The sequence below is a fragment of the Streptomyces sp. NBC_01320 genome, assembly GCF_035974375.1.
Classification (GTDB): Bacteria; Actinomycetota; Actinomycetes; order Streptomycetales; family Streptomycetaceae; genus Streptomyces; species Streptomyces yanii.
Window position 1 is genome coordinate 5,469,012 of sequence record NZ_CP108390.1, and the last position, 21,615, is coordinate 5,490,626.

Here is a 21,615-nt window from a genome sequence, read left to right on the forward strand (position 1 = left end):
GGGGTAGGGGCCGGCGAACGCCGCTGGGGCTTCCGCCCGAGAGGCCCTAGCCCGCGCGGTGCACCACGGCGTCGCACAGCTCTTCCAGTGCGGCCTTCGCGTAGCACTCGGGAAGCGGCTTCAGGGTCGCCCGCGCCTCCTCCGCGTACCGGACGGTGTCGCGCCGGGCCTGCTCCAGCGCCGGGTGCGCCCGCAGCCGGCCGAGCGCCTCGGCCAGCCGGTCGTCGTCGCTCAGGTCGCCGTCCAGCAGCTCAAGGAGCTCCAGGTCGTCCGGCTTGCCGCCGGCCGCCGCCTGCGCCCGCAGGTGCAGGACGGGAAGCGTCGGGATTCCTTCGCGCAGATCGGTGCCGGGGGTCTTGCCGGACTCGTGGCTGTCGGAGGCGATGTCGAGCACATCGTCGGCGAGCTGGAAGGCGACGCCGAGCCGTTCGCCGTACTGGGTGAGGATGTCGACGGCGGACTCGTCGGCGCCGGCCATCATCGCGCCGAACCGGCACGCCACGGCGATCAGCGAGCCGGTCTTGCCGCGCATCACGTCGAGGTAGTGGTCGACCGGGTCGCGGCCGTCACGCGGGCCGGCGGTCTCCAGGATCTGTCCGGTGACCAGGCGTTCGAACGCCTCGGCCTGGACGCGTACGGCCTCCGGGCCGAGGTCGGCCAGGATGTGCGAGGCGCGCGCGAAGAGGAAGTCGCCGGTCAGCACGGCCACCGAGTTGCCCCAGCGGGTGTTGGCGCTGTCGACGCCACGGCGTACGTCCGCCTCGTCCATCACGTCGTCGTGGTAGAGCGTCGCGAGATGCGTCAGCTCGACGACCACGGCGGACGGCACGACGCCCGGCGCGTCCGCGTCGCCGAACTGGGACGCCAGCATCGCCAGCAGTGGCCGGAAACGCTTGCCCCCGGCCCGTACGAGATGCTGCGCGGCTTCCGTGATGAACGGGACGTCGCTCTTGGTGGCATCCAGCAGCCCCGCCTCGACAGCGGCCAAACCGGTCTGGACATCGGCCTCAAGAGCCTGGTCCCGCACGCTCAGTCCGAACGGCCCGACGACGGTCACGAGGGGATCTCCTGTCTGCTGACGATCACACGGAATGTCGATGTGTCGCTGTCATCACTCAACTCAGCGTATCCGGTCCCGTTTGGATCACCGTGGGCGCCTTCCCGCCACCGCCGGTATGTTCGTGATCAGCTCATACGATGAGGAGTAGGCCCTTTGTCCCACAGCGCTGCCGCCCTCGACGTGGCAGAGCCGCCAACCGCCGACGACCACGCCAGTTTCGGCCGGTCACGGGGGTCGATGACCCTGTCCTGCCCAAAGGCCCGGAAGCGGTTCTCGTTCCTCGGCACGCAGGCCGTCCCGGTCCTCCGTTTCGCCGGCACAGTGGCGACCCGACACGGTGGCGAACGGCACCGCGGTGCGGGCCGGTCCGGCCGTCGTCGAGGCCGGCCCCTGGCTCAGGCGCACCATGCACCCCGTCCACCGAGGTACCGCCATGCACATCCGGACCAGGTTCCCGTACGACACCACCCATGAGGACGTCCGCATCCCGCTGCCGGAGGGCACCCGGCTGTACGCGCGGATCTGGCGGCCGGTCACCGACGAACCCGTGCCGGCGCTCCTGGAGTACCTGCCGTACCGGCTGAGCGACTGGACGGCGCCGCGCGACTGGCAGCGCCACCCCTGGTACGCGGGCCACGGCTACGCCTCCGTCCGCGTGGACGTCCGCGGGCACGGCAACAGCGAGGGGTTGCCGGGCGACGAGTACGACGCGACCGAGCTCGCCGACGGGGTCGCCGTCATCCACTGGCTGGCCGAGCAGGAGTGGTGCTCCGGCAGGGTCGGCATGTTCGGCATCTCCTGGGGCGGCTCCAACTCGCTCCAGATCGCCGCGCTCGCCCCGGAGCCGCTGAAGGCGATCGTCACCGTCTGCTCGACCGACGACCGCTACGACAACGACGTGCACTACATGGGCGGCTCGGTCCTCGCCGTCGACATGCACGCCCGGGCGGCCACGATGCTCGCCTTCGTCTGCCGACCGCCGGACCCGGCGCACGTCGGCGAGGGCTGGAAGGACATGTGGTGCGACCGGCTCGAAGCGGTCGAGCCGTTCATCCACACCTGGCTGGTGCACCGGACCCGCGACGACTACTGGAAGCACGGAAGCGTCTGCGAGGACTACTCCGCCATCCGGGCATACGTGCTCGCGGTCGGCGGCTGGCACGACCCGTATCGCGACACCGTGCTGCGGCTCGTCGAGCACCTCGACCCGGCGAAGGTGCGCGGGCTGATCGGCCCGTGGTCGCATCAGTACCCGGACCGCGGCCTGCCGCCGGGACCCTCGATCGGCTTCCTCCAGGAGACGCTGCGCTGGTGGGACCAGCACCTGAAGGACAGGGACACCGGCGTCATGTCCGAGCCGCTGCTGCGGTCCTGGATCAGCGAGTCGCACCGGCCCGCGACGGTGTACGAGACGCTGCCCGGACGGTGGGTCGGTGACACCGGCCGGCCTTCAAAGAACATCACGCCGGTCACGTACGCCCTCCAGGGCGGGCCGCAGACCGTCGACTCGCCGCAGCACACCGGGCTGGACGCCGGGCGGTTCCTCCCGTTCGGCAACGACGCCGACCTGCCGCCCGACCAGCGCGACGAGGACGCCAAGTCGGTCTCCTTCGAATTCCCGGTCGAGGACTCCCCCATCGAGATCCTGGGCCGCCCGAGGGTGAAGCTCCGGATCCGGATGAACGTGCCACGCGGCCAGGCGATCGCCCGGCTCTGCGACGTCGCCCCGGACGGCGCGTCCACGCTCGTCACCCGCGGCGTCCTCAACCTGTCGGCCCGGCACGGCCGCGACCGGTCCGACGACTGGCCGGCCGGTGCGACCGAGGACGTCGCCTTCGAGCTGAACGGCATCGGGCACACCTTCCCGCCCGGCCACCGGATCAGGCTCGCCGTCTCCTCCTCCTACTGGCCGTGGATCTGGCCGCAGGCCGGTTCGGCGGGCTTCACGCTGGACGCGGACGGCAGTTTCGTCGAACTGCCGGTGCGCCGCCGCACCGAGGATCCCTCGATCAGGTTCGAGCAGGCGGAGCAGTCGGAGCCGCTCGGCGTCGTCCACCCGGTGACGCTCGACGAGCCCCGCCCGGAGCGGCTGGTGGTCCGCGACGTCGCCAAGGGCGAATGGCGGCTGGAGGTCGACCCTCGCTACGGCGGCACCCGCGTCCACCCGGACGGCCTCGAATTCACCGAGGACGCGGTGGAGACGTACACGATCCAGGAGAACGACCCGCTGTCGGCGCGCACCCGCTCCGACTGGACGATCCGGCTGCACCGGCCGGAGATGGCCTGGGACGCGCGGATCGAGACGCGGTCCGAGATCGGTGCGGACGCGACCGACTTCATCACGTCGGACGAGGTGGTGTGCAAGGACGGCGACGAGATCGTCTTCCACCGGACCTGGGAGAGGCGGATCCCGCGCACAGCGGGCTGAAAAGACCGCCGTACCCCTGCTCACGTGGGGGTATGCCGGAACTTTACGGTCATTGCGCGTAGTTGCGACACTGCCGCGGGGTAGCAACACCGACGTAACGTGTCCCCCAATCGACCTGGAAAGCGAGGCAGCAACAGATGCCCGAGCAGAACAGCCCGCTCGATCTGGCCGAGGGCGACCCCTTCGGTCCGCACAACCTTCCGTACGGGGTGTTCTCCACCCACGACCACCCCGAGGACCGCCGGGTCGGCGTCCGCATCGGCAACCACGTGCTGGACGCCGGAGCCGCGGCGCACACGCTCGGCTCGCCCTACGCCCAGCTTCTCGCCCAGCCGGACCTGACCGCACTGCTGTCGGCGGGCCGCACGGCGTGGCGCGACGTCCGGCGGGCGTTGACCGCGTGGGTGACGGTTCCGGCGCACCGCCCGGACATCGAGCCACTGCTGCATCCGGTCGGGTCGGTGACGCTCCATATGCCGTACGCGGTCGCGGACTACGTCGACTTCTACGCCAGCGAGAACCACGCCACCAACGTCGGAAGGATCTTCCGGCCGGACGGCGCCGCACTGACCCCGAACTGGAAGCACCTCCCGATCGGTTACCACGGCCGGTCCGGCACCGTCGTCGTCTCCGGCACGGATGTGGTGCGCCCCTCCGGCCAGCGCAAGGCCCCCTCCGACGCCGCCCCGGTCTTCGGCCCCTCGGTCAAGCTGGACATCGAGGCCGAGGTCGGCTTCGTGGTGGGTGTCCCCTCGGAGCAGGGACGACCGGTCCCGCTCGGCAGGTTCCGCGAGCATGTCTTCGGGCTCTCGCTGCTCAACGACTGGTCGGCGCGGGACCTCCAGGCGTGGGAGTACGTCCCGCTGGGCCCGTTCCTCGGCAAGTCCTTCGCCACGTCCGTATCGCCGTGGGTGACGCCGCTCGAAGCCCTGGAAGCGGCGCGGATCGCCCCGCCCGCCCGGGACTTCCCGCTGCTTCCCTACCTCGACGACACGGGCGAGGAGGAGCCCGGCGGCCTCGACCTGCGGATCGCGGTCGCGATCAACGGGCAGGTGGTCGCCGAGCCGCCGTTCGCCACCATGTACTGGACGGCGGCCCAGATGCTGGCCCACATGACGGTGAACGGCGCCTCACTGCGCACCGGCGACCTGTACGGCTCCGGTACGGTCAGCGGCGCCGAGCCCGGACAGCGCGGCTCGCTCCTGGAGCTCACCTGGAACGGCAGCGAACCGCTGGAACTCCCCGAGGGCAAGAGGACCTTCCTGGAGGACGGCGACACCGTGACGATGACGGCCTGGGCGCCGGGACCGGACGGCACACGGGTCGGCCTCGGCGAGGTCACGGGACGGATCGTGCCCACGTCGTGAACCCCACTCTCCCGGAGCCCACGCTCCCCGAGGAACTGCTCCTGCTCGCCCTGGACCCGCGGCGCGGCAAGCCGTACTGCCGAAACCGTTTCCTGGAGTACGCGGTGGCGGGCGCGGTCCTCGCGGAGCTGGAGCTCCACGGCCGGATCGCCGAACAGCTCGGCCGGATACGGGTGATCAGTCCGCTCGCTCCCCAGGACCCGCTCCTCGCGCAGGTCCTGGGGAGCCTGCCGGCCCCGGACGAGGGCGGGCTCGCGGGCGGCGTCAGCGCGAAGCGGTGGATCCGGCGGACCGGCCGGTACGTCGAGGAGCTGTGCCTGGAGCATCTGGTGGGCCGCTCGGTCCTGCGCAGGGAGACCCACCGGCTCCTCGGTCTGCTCCCCTACCACCGCCACCCGGCGGCGGACCCGGCCGGACCGGCCGCGGTCCGGGAACGCTTCGCGGCCGCCGAGGCAGCCGGCTTCCCGGACCGGCGCAGCCGCACCCTGGCCGCGCTGGTCTCGGCGACCGGCCTGTCGGGCGCCGTGGCACAGGGCGGCTGGAGAAGCCGTTCGACGATGCGCGACCTGGTGCACGACGAGTGGACCGCGTACGCGGTGCGCCAGAACGTACGCCAGGACAAGGCCGACCGGAGCGGCACAAGTGCGGGGGGCGGCGGAGGCGGCGGGGACGACTGACCCGGGCAAGGTGGCCGGGGACAGGCGCCTGACCGGTGGCTGACCGGGACTCCCGATGGTCAACAGTGCGCGGGGCGATCACACGTTCGGGGGAGCCCTATCCCATTCCCGGCGGATACGCTGGAAAGTCCCGCGAGACTCCGACGCATGGGAGCACTGATGAGCGTCGAACCCGAGGCCCCCGAGCCGCGGTGGGCGGTTCCGCCCGTGGGCGGCTGGACCGCCGATGACCTGGACACACTCCCGAATCTGCCTCCGCACACGGAGCTGATCGACGGGAGCCTGGTTTTCGTGAGTCCGCAGACCCTCTTCCATTCGCGGGCGGTCAGCTTCTTCGAGTGGCAGCTGCAGTCGCTGGTGCCTCCCGAGCTGGAGGTCGTGCGCGAGTTCACCATCGACATCGACCGCTACAACCGGCCCGAACCCGATGTGATCGTCGTCGACGGCGAGGTCATTCAGGACCCGGACCAGACCCGCTTCCCCGCGGAGTCGGTGCAGCTGGCCATCGAGGTCGTGTCTCCTGAGTCGCGGTCGCGGGACCGGGAGACCAAGCCGGTGAAGTACGCCCGGGTCAAGATCCCGCACTTCTGGCGGGTGGAGAACCAGGACAGCCGAGCCGTGGTCTACGTCTTCGAGCTGGAACCCGCCACCGGCGCCTACATCTCCACCGGCATCTTCCACGACCGGATGAAGGTCTCCGTACCCTTCCCGATCGATCTCGATCTCACCGCGATCACCCCGCGCCGCCGGGCGGCGGACCCGGAGTAGTCCGGTCCCCGCCGCCCGACCCCGGCGCTCACTCGTACTCGGGCGGTTCCTCGTCCCAGCCGAACTCCGGGTCCGCGTCCGGGGCCACCGGCGGTTCCGGAACCGGGGCCGGATCGTGGTGCGGGGCCGGTGCAGGTCCCGGGTCCGGCGCCTCGGGCCCTGCGGCCCCGAACGACCCCAGCACCTCCAGCACACCTTCGCCGTACGTCGCCAGCTTCTTCTCGCCCAGGCCGCCGATGCCGCCCAGCTCGACCAGGGAAGTCGGCCGCACCGTCGCGATCTCGCGCAGCGTCGCGTCGTGGAAGATGACGTACGCCGGGACGCCCTGCTCCTTCGCCCGGGCGCCGCGCCAGGCCCGCAGCGCCTCGAAGACCGGTACGGCCTCCGGGGCCAGTTCGGCGACGGCCGCCGAGGCCTTCGCCTTGCGTTCGCCCTTCGAGGAGCGCGACGCGGGCTTCGCCGCCTCCTTGCGCAGCCGTACCTCGCGCTCGCGGCCGAGCACCGAGCCGCTGTCCTCCGTCAACACCAGCGTGCCGTACTCGCCCTCGACCTCGAGCAGGCCCTGCGCCAGCAACTGCCGGACCACGCCCCGCCATTCCGCCTCGGACAGCTCCTCGCCGATGCCGAAGACCGACAGCTGGTCGTGGTCGAACTGGATGACCTTCGCGGTCTTGCGGCCCAGCAGGATGTCGACGATCTGGCCTGCGCCGAACTTCTGGCCGCGCTCCCGCTTCAGCCGGACCACGGTGGACAGCAGCTTCTGCGCGGCCACCGTGCCGTCCCAGGTCTCGGGCGGGGTGAGGCAGGTGTCGCAGTTGCCGCAGGCCGCGGTCTGCGGCTCCTGGCCGAAGTACGTGAGCAGCCGGGCGCGCCGACAGTCGGCGGTCTCGCACAGGGCGAGCATCGCGTCGAGGTGGGCGGCCGCGCGGCGGCGGAACGCCTCGTCGCCCTCGCCGCCCTGGATCAGCTTGCGCTGCTGGACGACGTCCTGGAGGCCGTACGCCATCCAGGCCGTGGACGGCAGCCCGTCGCGGCCCGCGCGGCCGGTCTCCTGGTAGTAGCCCTCGACCGACTTCGGCAGGTCGAGGTGGGCGACGAACCGTACATCCGGCTTGTCGATGCCCATGCCGAACGCGATCGTCGCCACGACGACCAGACCGTCCTCGCGCAGAAACCGTGCCTGGTGGCGCGCACGCGTCCCGGCGTCCAGACCCGCGTGGTACGGAACCGCCTCGATGCCGTTGCGGCAGAGATACTCGGCGGTCTTCTCCGTCGAATTGCGCGACAGGCAGTAGACGATGCCGACGTCCCCGACGTGCTCCTCCTTCAGGAAGGAGAGCAGCTGCTTCTTCGGGTCGGACTTCGACACGATCCGGTACTGGATGTTGGGCCGGTCGAAGCTGGCGACGAAGTGCTTCGCGTCGGGCATGCCCAGACGGTGGGTGATCTCCTGGTGCGTGGCGTTCGTCGCCGTGGCCGTCAGGGCGATCCGGGGCACGTCGGGCCAGCGCTCGCCGAGCACGGACAGGGCCAGATAGTCCGGCCGGAAGTCGTGGCCCCACTGGGCGACGCAGTGCGCCTCGTCGATGGCGAAGACGGAGATCTTTCCGCGGGAGAGCAGCTGGAGGGTGGAGTCCAGACGGAGCCGCTCCGGCGCCAGGTACAGCAGGTCGAGCTCACCGGCGAGGAATTCCGCCTCCATGACCCGGCGCTCGTCGAAGTCCTGCGTGGAGTTGATGAACCCGGCGCGCACACCGAGCGCCCGCAGCGCGTCGACCTGGTCCTGCATGAGCGCGATCAGCGGTGAGACGACGACGCCCGTACCTGGTCTGACCAGGGCCGGGATCTGATAGCAGAGGGACTTTCCGCCACCGGTGGGCATGAGGACGACGGCGTCACCGCCCGCCACCACGTGGTCGACGACCGCTTCCTGTTCGCCGCGGAACGTCTCGTACCCGAACACCCGGTGCAGCGTCTGCTGCGCTTCGCTCTCGGCGCTCTCGGTCACATCCGTCATGGTCCCGCCCGTCCCGCTCATCGCTCTGTCCCCCGGGGTCCGTCCCGTTCCGTCCTGCGCCGTCCCCTGCCACGATAAGCGCCGCCGGTGACAACGCCCGCCACGCTTGACAAGCTCGCGCTGCCTGCCGCTCCCGGAAAGCCGATCGCCGGGCGGGCTCGGAATCGAGCCCGCCCGGCGATCGGAGGCGGAACGGCAACCGGGACACCGGTCGGCCGCTCCGCGTCACCTCACGAACACTCCCGCCTGGCTCGCCAGGTCGAGGAAGTACTGCGGGGCCAGGCCCAGCACCAGCGTGACGGCGACACCGACCGCGATCGTCGTCATCGTCAGCGGGGACGGGACGGCGACCGTCGGGCCGTCCGCCTTCGGCTCACTGAAGAACATGAGCACGATGACCCGGATGTAGAAGAACGCGGCAATGGCGGACGAGATCACACCGATCACGACCAGGCCGCCCGCGCCGCCCTCCGCCGCCGCCTTGAAGACCGCGAACTTTCCGGCGAAGCCGGAGGTCAGCGGGATACCGGCGAAGGCCAGCAGATACACCGCGAAGACTGCGGCGACCAGGGGCGAGCGCCGTCCGAGTCCCGCCCACTTCGACAGGTGGGTCGCCTCGCCGCCCGCGTCGCGCACCAGCGTGACGACGGCGAACGCGCCGACCGTCACGAAGGAGTACGCGCCCAGGTAGAAGAGCACCGAGGAGATGCCGCTGGGGGTCGTCGCGATGACACCGGCGAGGATGAAACCGGCGTGAGCAATGGACGAGTAGGCCAGCAGCCGCTTGATGTCGGTCTGGGTGATGGCGACGACCGCACCGCCCAGCATCGTGACGATCGCGACGGCCCACAGGACCGGCCGCCAGTCCCAGCTGAGGCCTGGCAGCACCACGTACAGCAGGCGCAGCAGCGCACCGAACGCGGCGACCTTCGTGGCCGCGGCCATGAAGCCGGTGACCGGGGTCGGGGCGCCCTGGTAGACGTCCGGGGTCCACATGTGGAACGGGACGGCGCCGACCTTGAAGAGCAGCCCGGTCAGGATCATCGCGCCGCCGATCAGCAGCAGCACGTCGTTGCCCATGGTGTCGGCGAGCGCCGGGTCGATCTGGGTGACGGAGCCGTCGACCACGTTGGCGATGGCGGCGTACGAGACGGAGCCCGCGTAGCCGTACAGCAGGGCGATCCCGAAGAGCAGGAACGCCGACGAGAAGGCGCCGAGCAGGAAGTACTTCACCGCCGCCTCCTGCGACATCAGCCGCTTGCGGCGGGCGACGGCGCACAGCAGGTAGAGCGGGAGGGAGAAGACTTCCAGGGCCACGAAGAGCGTCAGCAGATCGTTGGCCGCCGGGAAGACCAGCATGCCCGCCACCGAGAAGAGGACCAGCGGGAAGACCTCGGTGGTGGTGAAGCCCGCCTTGACCGCGGCCTGCTCGCTCTCGCTGCCGGGCACCGAGGCGGCCTGTGCGGCGAACGAGTCGACGCGGTTGCCGTGCGCCACGGGGTCGAGCCGGCGCTCGGCGAAGGTGAAGACGGCGACCAGCGACGTCAGCAGGATGGTGCCCTGCAGGAACAGGGCGGGTCCGTCGACGGCGATGGCACCCATCGCGGCGATGTGCGCCTTCGTCGTGCCGTACCCCCCGGCCGCGAGGCCGATGACCGCGGCGAACGCGGCGGCGAGGGCGACGACGGTCAGGAAGACCTGGGTGTAGTAGCGCGCCCGGCGCGGCACGAAGGCCTCGACGAGTACGCCGACGACGGCGACACCGATCACGATGAGGACCGGGGCCAGCTGGGCGTACTCGATGACCGGCGCCTTGAACTTCTCGTCCGGGGCGGCCGCTGTCACCCCGCCCGCCATCGTCCACAGGCTGTGGACAGCTGTTGCGCTCACTTGGCGGCCTCCACCTCAGGCTGGGGGTCCTTCTTGTGTACGTCCGACATGGTGTGCTGCACCGCCGGGTTGACGATCTCCGTGAGGGGCTTCGGATAGACGCCCAGGAAGATCAGCAGCGCGACGAGCGGGAGAACCACCACCAGCTCCCGGACCTTCAGGTCGGCCATGCCCTGGACCTCGGCCTTCACCGGGCCCGTCATCGTCCGCTGGTAGAGGACGAGGACATAGAGCGCGGCGAGCACGATGCCGGTGGTGGCGATGATGCCGGCCGCCGGGTATGCGCTGAACGTGCCGACCAGGACAAGGAATTCGCTGACGAACGGGGAGAGGCCGGGGAGCGACAGAGTGGCGAGCCCGCCGATCAGGAACGTGCCGGCCAGGACCGGCGCCACCTTCTGCACCCCGCCGTAGTCGGCGATGAGCCGCGAACCGCGCCGGGTGATCAGGAAGCCGGCCACCAGCATCAGCGCGGCCGTCGAGATGCCGTGGTTGACCATGTAGAGCGTGGCGCCCGACTGGCCCTGGCTGGTCATCGCGAAGATGCCCAGGATGATGAAGCCGAAGTGCGAGATCGACGCGTAGGCGATCAGGCGCTTGATGTCGCGCTGGCCCACCGCGAGCAGCGCCCCGTACACGATGCTGATCAGCGCGAGGACCAGGATCACCGGCGTCGCCCACTTGCTGGCCTCCGGGAACAGCTGGAGGCAGAAGCGGAGCATCGCGAAGGTGCCGACCTTGTCGACGACCGCGGTGATCAGGACGGCGACCGGGGAGGTCGCCTCGCCCATGGCGTTGGGCAGCCAGGTGTGCAGCGGCCAGAGCGGGGCCTTCACCGCGAAGGCGAAGAAGAACCCGAGGAACAGCCAGCGTTCGGTGCCGGTCGCCATGGAGAGCGAGCCGTTGGCTCGGGCCTGGGCGATCTCGGAGAGCGAGAAGGTGCCCGCGACGACGTACAGGCCGATGACTGCGGCCAGCATGATGAGCCCGCCGGCCAGGTTGTAGAGGAGGAACTTGACCGCGGCGTACGAGCGTTGCGCCGCGGCGTTCTCGTCACTGCCGGAGTGCGCCCGGTCCCCGAAGCCGCCGATGAGGAAGTACATCGGGATGAGCATGGCTTCGAAGAGGATGTAGAAGAGGAAGACGTCGGTGGCCTCGAAGGAGAGGATCACCATCGCTTCGACCATCAGGATCAGGGCGAAGAAGCCCTGGGTGGGACGCCAGCGCGAGGACTTCGTCTCCAGGGGATCGGCGTCGTTCCAGCCGGCCAGGATGACGAACGGGATCAGCAGGGCGGTGAGCGCCAGGAGCGCCACCCCGATGCCGTCCACACCCAGTTCGTAACGGACGCCGAAGTCCTTGATCCAGGCGTGCGATTCGGTGAGCTGGTAGCGGGCGCCGCCCGGCTCGAAGCGGGCGAGCACGATGCCCGCCAGCACGAGGGTGGCCAGCGAGAAGAGCAGCGCCAGCCATTTGGCGGCGGTGCGCCGGGCGGCCGGGACGGCGGCGGTGGCGATCGCGCCGATCGCCGGGAGCGCCGCCGTCGCTGTCAGGAGGGGAAAGGACATGGTGATCAGACCGCCCTCATCAGCAGGGTCGCGGCGATGACGACCGCCGTACCGCCGAACATCGAGACCGCGTAGGAGCGGGCGTAGCCGTTCTGCAGCTTGCGCAGCCGGCCGGAGAGCCCGCCCATCGTTGCGGCCGTGCCGTTGACCACGCCGTCGACCAGGGTGTGGTCGACGTACACCAGGGAGCGGGTGAGGTGCTCGCCGCCGCGGACCAGGACCACGTGGTTGAAGTCGTCCTGGAGGAGATCGCGGCGGGCGGCCCGGGTGAGCAGCGAGCCGCGCGGGGCGACGACCGGGACCGGTCCGCGGCCGTACATCGCCCACGCGATGGCGACGCCGATGACGAGCACCACCATGGTGGCGGCGGTGACCGTCATGGCGCTGACGGGGGAGTCTCCGTGGCTGTGTCCGGTGACCGGCTCCAGCCAGTTCAGGAAGCGGTCACCGAGGGAGAAGAACCCTCCGGCGAAGACCGAACCGAACGCGAGGACGATCATGGGGATGGTCATCGACTTCGGGGACTCGTGCGGGTGCGGATCGTGCCCCTCGGCGTCGGGTTGCCAGCGCTTCTCGCCGAAGAACGTCAGCAGCATCACGCGCGTCATGTAGAACGCGGTGATCGCGGCGCCCAGCAGCGTGACGGCGCCGAGGATCCAGCCCTCGGTGCCGCCCTTGGCGAACGCCGCCTCGATGATCTTGTCCTTGGAGAAGAACCCGGACAGGCCGGGGAAACCGATGATCGCCAGGTAGCCGAGGCCGAAGGTGATGAAGGTGACCGGCATGTACCTGCGCAGGCCGCCGAACTTCCGCATGTCGACCTCGTCGTTCATGCCGTGCATGACCGAACCTGCGCCGAGGAAGAGCCCGGCCTTGAAGAAGCCGTGCGTCACCAGGTGCATGATCGCGAAGACATAGCCGATCGGGCCGAGCCCGGCGGCCAGGATCATGTAGCCGATCTGCGACATCGTCGACCCGGCGAGGGCCTTCTTGATGTCGTCCTTCGCGCAACCGACGATCGCACCGAAGAGCAGCGTGACCCCACCGACGACCACGACGACCAGTTGCGCGTCCGGGGCGGCGTTGAAGATCGCGCCCGAGCGGACGATCAGGTAGACGCCCGCGGTCACCATGGTGGCGGCGTGGATGAGGGCCGAGACCGGGGTCGGGCCCTCCATCGCGTCACCGAGCCAGGACTGCAGCGGCACCTGGGCCGACTTGCCGCAGGCGGCGAGCAGCAGCATCAGGCCGATCGCCGTCAGCTTGCCCTCGCTCGTCTCCCCGGTGGAGGCCAGGACGGGGCCGAAGGCGAAGGTGCCGAATGTGGTGAACATCAGCATGATCGCGATCGACAGGCCCATGTCGCCGACCCGGTTGACCAGGAACGCCTTCTTGGCGGCGGTGGCCGCGCTGGGCTTGTGCTGCCAGAAGCCGATCAGCAGGTACGACGCCAGACCGACGCCCTCCCACCCGACGTACAGCAGCAGGTAGTTGTCCGCGATGACCAGCAGGAGCATCGCGGCGAGGAACAGGTTCAGATAGCCGAAGAATCGGCGCCGGCGCTCATCGTGCTCCATGTAGCCGATCGAGTAGATGTGGATCAGGGTGCCCACACCGGTGATCAGCAGCACGAAGGTCATCGACAGCTGGTCGAGCTGGAAGGCCACATCGGCCTGGAAACCCTCGACCGGGATCCAGCTGAACAGGTACTGGTGCAGCGCCCGTTGGTCGGCGCCCTTCCCCAGCATGTCCACGAAGAGCACCGCACCGATGACGAACGACGCGGCGGCGAGCAGCGTGCCGATCCAGTGTCCGAAGCGGTCCAGCCGTCGACCGCCGCAGAGCAGCACGGCCGCTCCGAGCAGGGGCGCCGCGACGAGCAGCGCAATGAGGTTGTCCACGATTCAGCGTCCCCTTACAGCTTCATCAGGCTGGCGTCGTCGACCGAGGCCGAGTGGCGGGAACGGAACAGCGACACGATGATCGCGAGCCCGACCACGACCTCGGCGGCGGCGACGACCATCGTGAAGAAGGCGATGATCTGGCCGTCGAGGTTGCCGTGCATCCGGGAGAAGGTGACGAACGCGAGGTTGCAGGCGTTGAGCATCAGCTCCACGCACATGAACACCACGATCGCGTTCCGCCTGATCAGCACCCCGGACGCTCCGATGGTGAACAACAGGGCGGAGAGATAGAGGTAGTTGACCGGATTCACTTGGTGACCTCCTCTTCGTCCTGGTCACGGCCGAGCCGCTCCTCGGAGCGCTGCTCCAGCGCCTTGAGGTCGGCCAGCGACTCGTTCGACACGTCGCGGATCTGGCCGCGCTGCCGCAGTGTCTGCATGACGGTGAGCTCGGACGCGGTGCCGTCCGGGAGCAGACCGGCGATGTCCACGGCGTTGTGCCGGGCGTAGACGCCGGGGGCGGGCAGCGGCGGCAGGTGCTTGCCGCGTACGCGCTCCTGCGACATCTCCCGCTGGGTCTTGGCCCGTTCGGTGCGCTCCCGGTGGGTGAGCACCATCGCGCCGACCGTCGCCGTGATCAGCAGGGCGCCGGTGATCTCGAAGGCGAAGACGTACTTGGTGAAGATGAGGCTGGCCAGCCCCTCGACGTTTCCGCCGTGCGCGGCGTTCGCGGTGCCGAGACCGTTGAAGCTGTTCAGCGAGGCGTTGCCGATGCCCGCGATCAGCAGGACGCCGAAGCCGAGCCCGCATCCCGCGGCCAGCCAGCGCTGGCCCTTGAGGGTCTCCTTCAGCGAGTCCGCCGCCGTGACGCCGACGAGCATGACCACGAAGAGGAACAGCATCATGATCGCGCCGGTGTAGACGACGATCTGGACGACGCCGAGGAAGTAGGCGCCGTTGGCCAGGTAGAACACCGCCAGGACGATCATGGTCCCGGCGAGGCTCAGCGCGCTGTGCACGGCTTTCTTCATCAGCACGGTGGACAGCGCGCCGATCACGGCGACCGTGCCGAGCACCCAGAACTGGAAGGCCTCGCCGGTCGATGTGGTGGAGGCCGCTGCGGCCAGGCCGGTCATGCGTCCACCTCCTCGTCCTTGGCCGCCTGCTCCTTGGACTCCCCCTTGGAGACCGCGACCTGACGCTCCGTGCCGGGCGCCGCCTCGGTGACCAGCCCCCGGTAGTAGTCCTGCTCGTCCATGCCCGGGAAGATCGCGTGCGGAGTGTCGACCATGCCCTCCTCCAGGCCCGCGAGCAGCTCGTCCTTGGTGTAGATGAGGCTTTCGCGGGTGGTGTTGGCGAGCTCGAACTCATTGGTCATCGTGAGCGCCCGGGTCGGGCACGCCTCGATGCACAGTCCGCAGAGAATGCAGCGCGCGTAGTTGATCTGGTAGACGCGGCCGTAGCGCTCACCCGGGGAGTAGCGCTCCTCGTCGGTGTTGTCCGCGCCCTCCACATAGATGGCGTCAGCGGGACAGGCCCAGGCGCACAGCTCGCAGCCGACGCACTTCTCCAGGCCGTCCGGGTGACGGTTGAGCTGGTGCCTGCCGTGGAAGCGCGGCGCCGTCACCTTCTGCTGTTCGGGGTACTGCTCGGTCAGCCGCTTCTTGAACATGGCCTTGAAGGTCACGCCGAAGCCGGCCACAGGATTCTGGAACTTGTCCCCAGTGGGCTCCGATGGCTCAGACACCGTCAGCCTCCTTTCCGTCACTCGGACTTCCACCAATCTGACTGCCGTCACTCTGAGTGTCCGGCCCGCCACTGACAACGAGCTCCCGCTCGTGCCGTGGCCTGCGGCGCGGTACCGGCGGCAGGGTCTGTCCGGGCAGCGGTGGCACCGGGAATCCGCCCGCCATCGGGTCGAACTCCGGCCGGGGTCCGGCTTCCGTCCCGGCCGCCCCGGCCGCCTTGGCCGAGCGGTCCCGGAAGATGTCGACGACGAAGGAGATCAGCAGGATCGCGATCACGGCCCCGGCCACGTACAGCACGATCTTCGAGAAGTCGTAGCCCTCGTTGCGCAGCGCCCGCACGGTCGCGACCAGCATCAGCCAGACCACGGAGACCGGGATCAGGACCTTCCAGCCGAGCTTCATCAGCTGGTCGTAGCGGACGCGGGGCAGCGTGCCGCGCAGCCAGATGAAGAAGAACAGCAGCAGCTGGACCTTGAGGACGAACCAGAGCATCGGCCACCAGCCGTGGTTCGCGCCCTCCCAGAAGGTGCTGATCGGCCACGGGGCCCGCCAGCCGCCCAGGAACAGCGTCGTGGAGACGGCGGAGACGGTGACCATGTTGACGTACTCGGCGAGCATGAACATCGCGAACTTGATCGACGAGTACTCGGTGTTGAAGCCGCCGACGAGGTCGCCCTCGGACTCCGGCATGTCGAACGGGGCGCGGTTGGTCTCACCGACCATGGTGACGATGTAGATGATGAACGAGACCGGCAGCAGGATGATGAACCAGCGGTCCTGCTGCGCCTCCACGATCTTCGAGGTCGACATCGACCCGGAGTAGAGGAAGACGGAGGCGAACGCGGCGCCCATCGCGATCTCGTACGAGATCATCTGCGCGCAGGAGCGCAATCCGCCGAGCAGCGGGTACGTCGATCCGGAGGACCAGCCGGCCAGCACGATGCCGTAGATCCCGACCGACGCGACCGCGAGGACGTAGAGCATCGCGATCGGCAGGTCGGTGAGCTGCATCGCCGTACGGTGGCCGAAGATCGAGACCTCGTTGCCGGACGGCCCGAACGGGATCACGGCGATCGCCATGAACGCCGGTACGGCGGCGACGATCGGCGCGAGGACATAGACGACCTTGTCCGCCCGCTTGACGATGACGTCTTCCTTCAGCATCAGCTTGATGCCGTCGGCGAGCGACTGGAGCATGCCCCAGGGGCCGTGCCGGTTGGGGCCGATGCGCAGCTGCATCCAGGCGACGACCTTGCGCTCCCACACGATGGAGAAGAGCACGGTCACCATCAGGAACGCGAAGCAGAACACCGCCTTGACGACGACGAGCCACCAGGGGTCGGTGCCGAACATCGACAGATCCTCGGCGGCGAGTACGGCACGGTCGGGTGCCGAGGCCAGTTGAGCGAGGGCAGTCACGCTCGCACCTCCGGTGTGACGTCGGGAGTACCCGGTGCGGCGGGGCCGATCCGGACCAGACCGCCGGGGTGGGCGCCGGTGTCGGCCGGTACGCCCCGCCCGACGGAGTTCAGCGGCACCCAGACCACCCGGTCCGGCATGTCGGTGACCTGCAGCGGGAGTTCGACGCTGCCGGACGGTCCGGTGACGGCCAACAGATCGCCGTCCTTCACACCCGTCTCGGCGGCGGTGACGGCGGAGAGCCGGGCGACCGCCGCGTGCCGGGTGCCGGCCAGCGCCGCGTCGCCCTCCTGGAGCCGCCCCTGGTCGAGCAGCAGCCGGTGGCCCGCGAGGACCGCCTCACCGTCGCCGGGCCGGGGCAGCGGCTGCGCCGACTCGTGCGGGTCGGTGGCGCGCGTACCGGTCCAGCCGCCGAGCCGGTCCAGCTCACGGCGTACGGACTTCACATCCGGCAGCGCGAAGTGGACGTCCAGCGCGTCGGCCAGCATGTGCAGGACCCGGGCGTCCGTCGGGGCGGGCGCCCGCGTCAGCTGCTCGGGCTTGAGCGCGGCCTCGAACATCCGGGCCCTGCCCTCCCAGTTGAGGAAGGTTCCGGCCTTCTCGGCCACCGCGGCGACCGGGAACACCACGTCGGCCCGCTCGGTGACCTCGCTGGGCCTCAGCTCCAGCGAGACCAGGAAGCCGACCTGGTCCAGTGCCTCCAGGGCGCGTGCCGGGTCCGGCAGGTCGACGGCCTCGACGCCGGCGACGAGCAGCGCGCCCAGTTCGCCGGTGGCGGCGGCCTCGACGATCTGGCCGGTGTCGCGGCCGAACCGGGAGGGGAGTTCGGCGACGCCCCATACGGCCGCCACCTCGTCCCTGGCACGCGGGTCGGTGGCCGGGCGGCCGCCGGGCAGCAGCGACGGGAGCGCGCCCGCCTCCACCGCACCGCGCTCGCCGGCCCGGCGCGGGATCCACACCAGGCGGGACCCGGTCGCGGTGGCCGCCCGTACCGCGGCGGTCAGCCCGCCCGGTACGCCGGCCAGCCGTTCGCCCACCACGATCACGGCGCCCTCGCCGCGCAGCGCCTCGGCCGCCGCGGCTCCGTCGCCGTCGAGCCCGACGCCGCCCGCGATCGCGTCCAGCCACTCGGTCTCGGTGCCGGGCGCGGCGGGCAGCAGCGTGCCGCCCACCTTCTCCAGACCGCGGGTGGCGTGCGAGGCGACGGCGAAGGTGCGCTGGCCGTGCTTGCGGTGGGCCTTGCGCAGCCGCAGGAAGACGCCGGGCGCCTCCTCCTCGGACTCGAAGCCGACCAGCAGGACGGTCGGAGCCTTCTCCAGCGAGGTGTAGGTGATCCCGCTGCCTCCCCCGAGTTCTCGGCTTCGCTCGAACAGGGAGGTACCCCCCTGGTCGCGTCCGCGCCCGGCGACGCGGGCGGCCAGGAAGTCGGCCTCCTCGCTGCTGTGCACCCGGGCCCGGAAGTCGATGTCGTTCGTATCGAGGGCGATCCGGGCGAACTTGCTGTACGCGTACGCGTCCTCGACGGTCAGCCGGCCGCCGGTGAGGACGCCGGTCCTGCCGCGTGCGGCGGCGAGCCCGGCGGCCGCGGCAGCCAGTGCCTCGGGCCAGCTCGCCGGTTCGAGGACACCGTCCGCGTTCCGTACCAGCGGCGTGGTGAGCCGGTCCCGCTGCTGCGCGTAGCGGAAACCGAAGCGACCCTTGTCGCAGACCCACTCCTCGTTGACCTCGGGGTCGTTGGCGGCGAGCCGCCGCATGACCTTGCCGCGCCGGTGATCGGTGCGGGTCGCGCAGCCGCCCGCGCAGTGTTCGCACACCGACGGCGACGACACCAGGTCGAAGGGGCGGGAGCGGAACCGGTACGCCGCCGAGGTGAGCGCGCCGACCGGGCAGATCTGGATGGTGTTGCCGGAGAAGTACGACTCGAACGGGTCGCCCTCGCCCGTGCCGACCTGCTGGAGCGCGCCGCGCTCGATCAGCTCGATCATGGGATCGCCCGCCACCTGGTTGGAGAACCGGGTGCAGCGCGCGCAGAGCACACACCGCTCACGGTCCAGCAGCACCTGGGTGGAGATCGGGACGGGCTTCTCGTACGTCCGCTTCTTTCCGTCGAACCGGGAGTCCGGGTCGCCGTGCGACATCGCCTGGTTCTGCAGCGGGCACTCGCCGCCCTTGTCGCAGACCGGGCAGTCCAGCGGGTGGTTGATGAGCAGCAGCTCCATCACGCCGCGCTGCGCCTTGTCGGCGACCGGCGAGGTGAGCTGCGACTTGACCACCATGCCGTCGGTGCACGTGATGGTGCAGGACGCCATCGGCTTGCGCTGGCCCTCGACCTCGACGATGCACTGACGGCAGGCGCCGACCGGGTCGAGGAGCGGGTGGTCGCAGAAGCGCGGGATCTCGATGCCGAGGAGTTCGGCGGCGCGGATGACCAGCGTGCCCTTGGGCACGCTGATCTCGATGCCGTCGATCGTCAGCGTGACAAGGTCCTCGGGCGGGACCGCCGCCTCGCCGCCCCCGGAGGGCGCACTTGTGGTGACTGTCATGCGTTCACCCCCTGGTGAGCGTTCTTGTCGTCGGCCCAGGCGGTCGACTTTGCGGGATCGAAGGGGCAGCCCCGGCCGGTGATGTGCCGCTCGTACTCCTCGCGGAAGTACTTCAGCGAGGAGAAGATCGGCGAGGCGGCACCGTCGCCGAGGGCGCAGAAGGACTTGCCGTTGATGTTGTCGGCGATGTCGTTCAGCTTGTCGAGGTCGGCCATCTGTCCCTTGCCGGCCTCGATGTCGCGGAGCAACTGGACGAGCCAGTAGGTGCCTTCACGGCATGGCGTGCACTTGCCGCAGGACTCATGGGCGTAGAACTCGGTCCAGCGGGTGACGGCCCGTACGACGCAGGTCGTCTCGTCGAAGCACTGGAGCGCCTTGGTGCCGAGCATGGAACCGGCGGCGCCGACGCCCTCGTAGTCGAGGGGCACGTCGAGGTGCTCGTCGGTGAACATCGGGGTGGAGGAGCCGCCCGGGGTCCAGAACTTCAGCCGGTGGCCGGCGCGCATGCCGCCGCTCATGTCGAGCAGCTGGCGCAGCGTGATGCCGAGCGGGGCCTCGTACTGTCCGGGGCTGGCGACGTGGCCGCTGAGCGAGTACAGCGTGAAGCCCGGGGACTTCTCGCTGCCCATCGACTTGAACCAGTCCTTGCCCTTGTTCAGGATCGCGGGAACCGAGGCGATGGACTCGACGTTGTTCACCACGGTGGGGCAGGCGTACAGACCGGCGACCGCGGGGAAGGGGGGCCGCAGCCGGGGCTGGCCGCGTCGCCCTTCGAGCGAGTCGAGCAGTGCGGTCTCCTCACCACAGATGTACGCGCCCGCGCCCGCGTGCACGGTGAGTTCCAGGTCGAGCCCCGAGCCCAGGATGCTCGTCCCGAGGTAGCCCGCTTCGTACGCCTCGCGCACGGCTTCGTGCAGGCGCCGCAGTACCGGGACGACTTCACCGCGCAGATAGATGAAGGCGTGCGAGGAGCGGATCGCATAGCAGGCGATCACGATGCCTTCGATGAGGCTGTGCGGGTTGGCGAACAGGAGCGGGATGTCCTTGCAGGTCCCGGGCTCCGACTCGTCGGCGTTGACCACCAGGTAGTGCGGCTTGCCGTCGCCCTGCGGGATGAACTGCCACTTCATGCCGGTGGGGAAGCCCGCGCCGCCGCGGCCGCGCAGTCCGGAGTCCTTGACGTACGCGATGAGGTCGTCCGGGGACATGGCGAGGGCCTTGCGCAGCCCCTCGTAGCCGCCGTGCCGCCTGTAGGTGTCCAGGGTCCAGGACTCGGGCTCGTCCCAGAAGGCGGAGAGCACGGGCGAGAGCAGCTTCTCGGGGCTGGCCCCGCTGTTGTTGCCGCCCCCGTCGTTGATTTCGGCTGCCAACGTCATCACTCTCCCTCCTCTGCTGCGGGACCGGCCGGGTGGTCCGGGTCGGATGCGGAGGTCTGCTGCGGTGCGTCATGGGAGCTGAGGTGCTCGGCGCCCGGCTGCGGACGGTCCTGCGGAGCGTCTGTGCGGGCCTGCTCGCCGCGCGGGGCGACGACCTTCGGGTGCAGTTCCTCGCCCTTCGCCAGCCGGAGGCCGACCAGCGAGGCGGGGCCCGCTCCGCCGGTCGCCTCGACGGCGCCGGGGCGCTGGTCGGGGAAGCCGGCCAGGATCCGCGCGGTCTCCTTGTACGAGCAGAGCGGGGCGCCGCGGGTGGGTTCGACGGTGCGCCCGGCGATCAGGTCGTCGACGAGCTGCGTCGCGCTCTCGGGCGTCTGGTTGTCGAAGAACTCCCAGTTGACCATCACCACGGGTGCGAAGTCGCAGGCCGCGTTGCACTCGATGTGTTCGAGGGTGACCTTGCCGTCCTCGGTCGTCTCGTTGTTGCCGACGCCGAGGTGCTGCTTCAGCCGGTCGAAGATGGCGTCGCCGCCCATCACCGCACACAGCGTGTTGGTGCAGACTCCCACCTGGTAGTCGCCGCTGGGCTTGCGCCGGTACATCGTGTAGAAGGTGGCGACCGCGGTGACCTCGGCGGTGGTGAGGCCGAGCAGCTCGGCGCAGAGCGCCATGCCCGTGCGGGAGACGTATCCCTCCTCGGACTGCACCAGGTGCAGCAGCGGCAGCAGCGCGGAGCGGCTGTCGGGGTAGCGGGCGATCACCTCCTTCGCGTCCGCTTCGAGCCTGGCGCGCACCTCGGCCGGGTAGGCGGGGGCGGGGAGCTGCGGCATCCCCAGACTGACTTCCTGACGTGC

Annotated in this window: 16 protein-coding genes; 4 read left to right on the forward strand and 12 right to left on the reverse strand. The window is 70.0% G+C overall.

Going from position 1 to position 21,615, the window contains the following annotated elements:
• Window positions 1-46: 46 nt before the first annotated feature.
• On the reverse strand, window positions 47-1,057 hold the full coding sequence (locus OG395_RS24755) for a polyprenyl synthetase family protein (RefSeq protein ID WP_266982702.1): 1,011 nt from the start codon (window positions 1,055-1,057) through the stop codon (window positions 47-49).
• Window positions 1,058-1,493: 436 nt separating this feature from the next.
• Between OG395_RS24755 and OG395_RS24760 the strand changes: the two genes are divergently transcribed.
• From OG395_RS24760 to OG395_RS24775, 4 genes are all read left to right on the forward strand, one after another.
• A complete protein-coding gene (locus OG395_RS24760; RefSeq protein WP_327249445.1) occupies window positions 1,494-3,488 on the forward strand; it encodes a CocE/NonD family hydrolase in 1,995 nt (664 codons plus the stop codon).
• Between the two features lie 137 nt (window positions 3,489-3,625).
• A complete protein-coding gene (gene fahA, locus OG395_RS24765; protein WP_327244887.1) occupies window positions 3,626-4,855 on the forward strand; it encodes a fumarylacetoacetase in 1,230 nt (409 codons plus the stop codon).
• Window positions 4,852-5,532, forward strand: a complete 681-nt coding sequence (locus OG395_RS24770) for a GOLPH3/VPS74 family protein (RefSeq protein ID WP_327244888.1) — start codon at window positions 4,852-4,854, stop codon at window positions 5,530-5,532. Before fahA ends, OG395_RS24770 begins: the two co-directional genes overlap by 4 nt.
• 159 nt (window positions 5,533-5,691) lie before the next feature.
• Window positions 5,692-6,300, forward strand: a complete 609-nt coding sequence (locus tag OG395_RS24775; protein ID WP_327244889.1) for a Uma2 family endonuclease — start codon at window positions 5,692-5,694, stop codon at window positions 6,298-6,300.
• A 28-nt stretch (window positions 6,301-6,328) separates the two neighbouring features.
• Here the strand turns inward: OG395_RS24775 and recQ are convergent, their stop codons facing one another.
• The 11 genes from recQ to nuoE all read right to left on the reverse strand — a co-directional run bounded on the left by recQ (window position 6,329) and on the right by nuoE (window position 21,591).
• Window positions 6,329-8,338: a DNA helicase RecQ gene (recQ, locus tag OG395_RS24780; RefSeq protein WP_442818596.1), complete on the reverse strand. Its 2,010-nt coding sequence runs from the start codon at window positions 8,336-8,338 to the stop codon at window positions 6,329-6,331.
• 204 nt (window positions 8,339-8,542) lie between these two features.
• Window positions 8,543-10,207 (reverse strand): NADH-quinone oxidoreductase subunit NuoN, encoded by a 1,665-nt coding sequence (gene nuoN, locus OG395_RS24785; RefSeq protein ID WP_327244891.1) that lies wholly within the window; start codon window positions 10,205-10,207, stop codon window positions 8,543-8,545.
• Entirely contained in the window at window positions 10,204-11,775 is a 1,572-nt protein-coding gene (locus tag OG395_RS24790; RefSeq protein ID WP_327244892.1) for an NADH-quinone oxidoreductase subunit M, read from the reverse strand. Before OG395_RS24790 ends, nuoN begins: the two co-directional genes overlap by 4 nt.
• A gap of 5 nt (window positions 11,776-11,780) precedes the next feature.
• Window positions 11,781-13,676: an NADH-quinone oxidoreductase subunit L gene (gene nuoL, locus OG395_RS24795; protein ID WP_327244893.1), complete on the reverse strand. Its 1,896-nt coding sequence runs from the start codon at window positions 13,674-13,676 to the stop codon at window positions 11,781-11,783.
• 14 nt (window positions 13,677-13,690) lie between these two features.
• Window positions 13,691-13,990: an NADH-quinone oxidoreductase subunit NuoK gene (nuoK, locus tag OG395_RS24800; RefSeq protein ID WP_037693122.1), complete on the reverse strand. Its 300-nt coding sequence runs from the start codon at window positions 13,988-13,990 to the stop codon at window positions 13,691-13,693.
• Window positions 13,987-14,814, reverse strand: a complete 828-nt coding sequence (locus OG395_RS24805) for an NADH-quinone oxidoreductase subunit J (RefSeq protein ID WP_266982719.1) — start codon at window positions 14,812-14,814, stop codon at window positions 13,987-13,989. Before OG395_RS24805 ends, nuoK begins: the two co-directional genes overlap by 4 nt.
• Entirely contained in the window at window positions 14,811-15,425 is a 615-nt protein-coding gene (gene nuoI, locus OG395_RS24810) for an NADH-quinone oxidoreductase subunit NuoI (protein WP_327244894.1), read from the reverse strand. The genes OG395_RS24805 and nuoI overlap by 4 nt, the downstream gene beginning before the upstream one ends.
• Window positions 15,418-16,845 (reverse strand): NADH-quinone oxidoreductase subunit NuoH, encoded by a 1,428-nt coding sequence (gene nuoH / locus OG395_RS24815; protein WP_327244895.1) that lies wholly within the window; start codon window positions 16,843-16,845, stop codon window positions 15,418-15,420. The genes nuoI and nuoH overlap by 8 nt, the downstream gene beginning before the upstream one ends.
• Entirely contained in the window at window positions 16,842-19,388 is a 2,547-nt protein-coding gene (locus tag OG395_RS24820) for an NADH-quinone oxidoreductase subunit G (protein WP_327244896.1), read from the reverse strand. The genes nuoH and OG395_RS24820 overlap by 4 nt, the downstream gene beginning before the upstream one ends.
• Window positions 19,385-20,767 (reverse strand): NADH-quinone oxidoreductase subunit NuoF, encoded by a 1,383-nt coding sequence (gene nuoF, locus OG395_RS24825; RefSeq protein WP_327244897.1) that lies wholly within the window; start codon window positions 20,765-20,767, stop codon window positions 19,385-19,387. The genes OG395_RS24820 and nuoF overlap by 4 nt, the downstream gene beginning before the upstream one ends.
• Window positions 20,764-21,591, reverse strand: coding sequence for an NADH-quinone oxidoreductase subunit NuoE (gene nuoE / locus OG395_RS24830; RefSeq protein ID WP_327249446.1), 828 nt, complete (start codon window positions 21,589-21,591; stop codon window positions 20,764-20,766). Before nuoE ends, nuoF begins: the two co-directional genes overlap by 4 nt.
• Between the last annotated feature and the right edge of the window lie 24 nt (window positions 21,592-21,615).

Bases quoted from the DNA above. Each gene is read 5' to 3' on its own strand.
- recQ (WP_442818596.1), bottom strand. From the start codon at position 8,338: ATGAGCGGGACGGGCGGGACCATGACGGATGTGACCGAGAGCGCCGAG.
- fahA (WP_327244887.1), top strand. From the start codon at position 3,626: ATGCCCGAGCAGAACAGCCCGCTCGATCTGGCCGAGGGCGACCCCTTC.
- OG395_RS24790 (WP_327244892.1), bottom strand. From the start codon at position 11,775: ATGTCCTTTCCCCTCCTGACAGCGACGGCGGCGCTCCCGGCGATCGGC.
- OG395_RS24805 (WP_266982719.1), bottom strand. From the start codon at position 14,814: ATGACCGGCCTGGCCGCAGCGGCCTCCACCACATCGACCGGCGAGGCC.
- OG395_RS24820 (WP_327244896.1), bottom strand. From the start codon at position 19,388: ATGACAGTCACCACAAGTGCGCCCTCCGGGGGCGGCGAGGCGGCGGTC.
- OG395_RS24775 (WP_327244889.1), top strand. From the start codon at position 5,692: ATGAGCGTCGAACCCGAGGCCCCCGAGCCGCGGTGGGCGGTTCCGCCC.
- OG395_RS24760 (WP_327249445.1), top strand. From the start codon at position 1,494: ATGCACATCCGGACCAGGTTCCCGTACGACACCACCCATGAGGACGTC.
- nuoE (WP_327249446.1), bottom strand. From the start codon at position 21,591: ATGCCGCAGCTCCCCGCCCCCGCCTACCCGGCCGAGGTGCGCGCCAGG.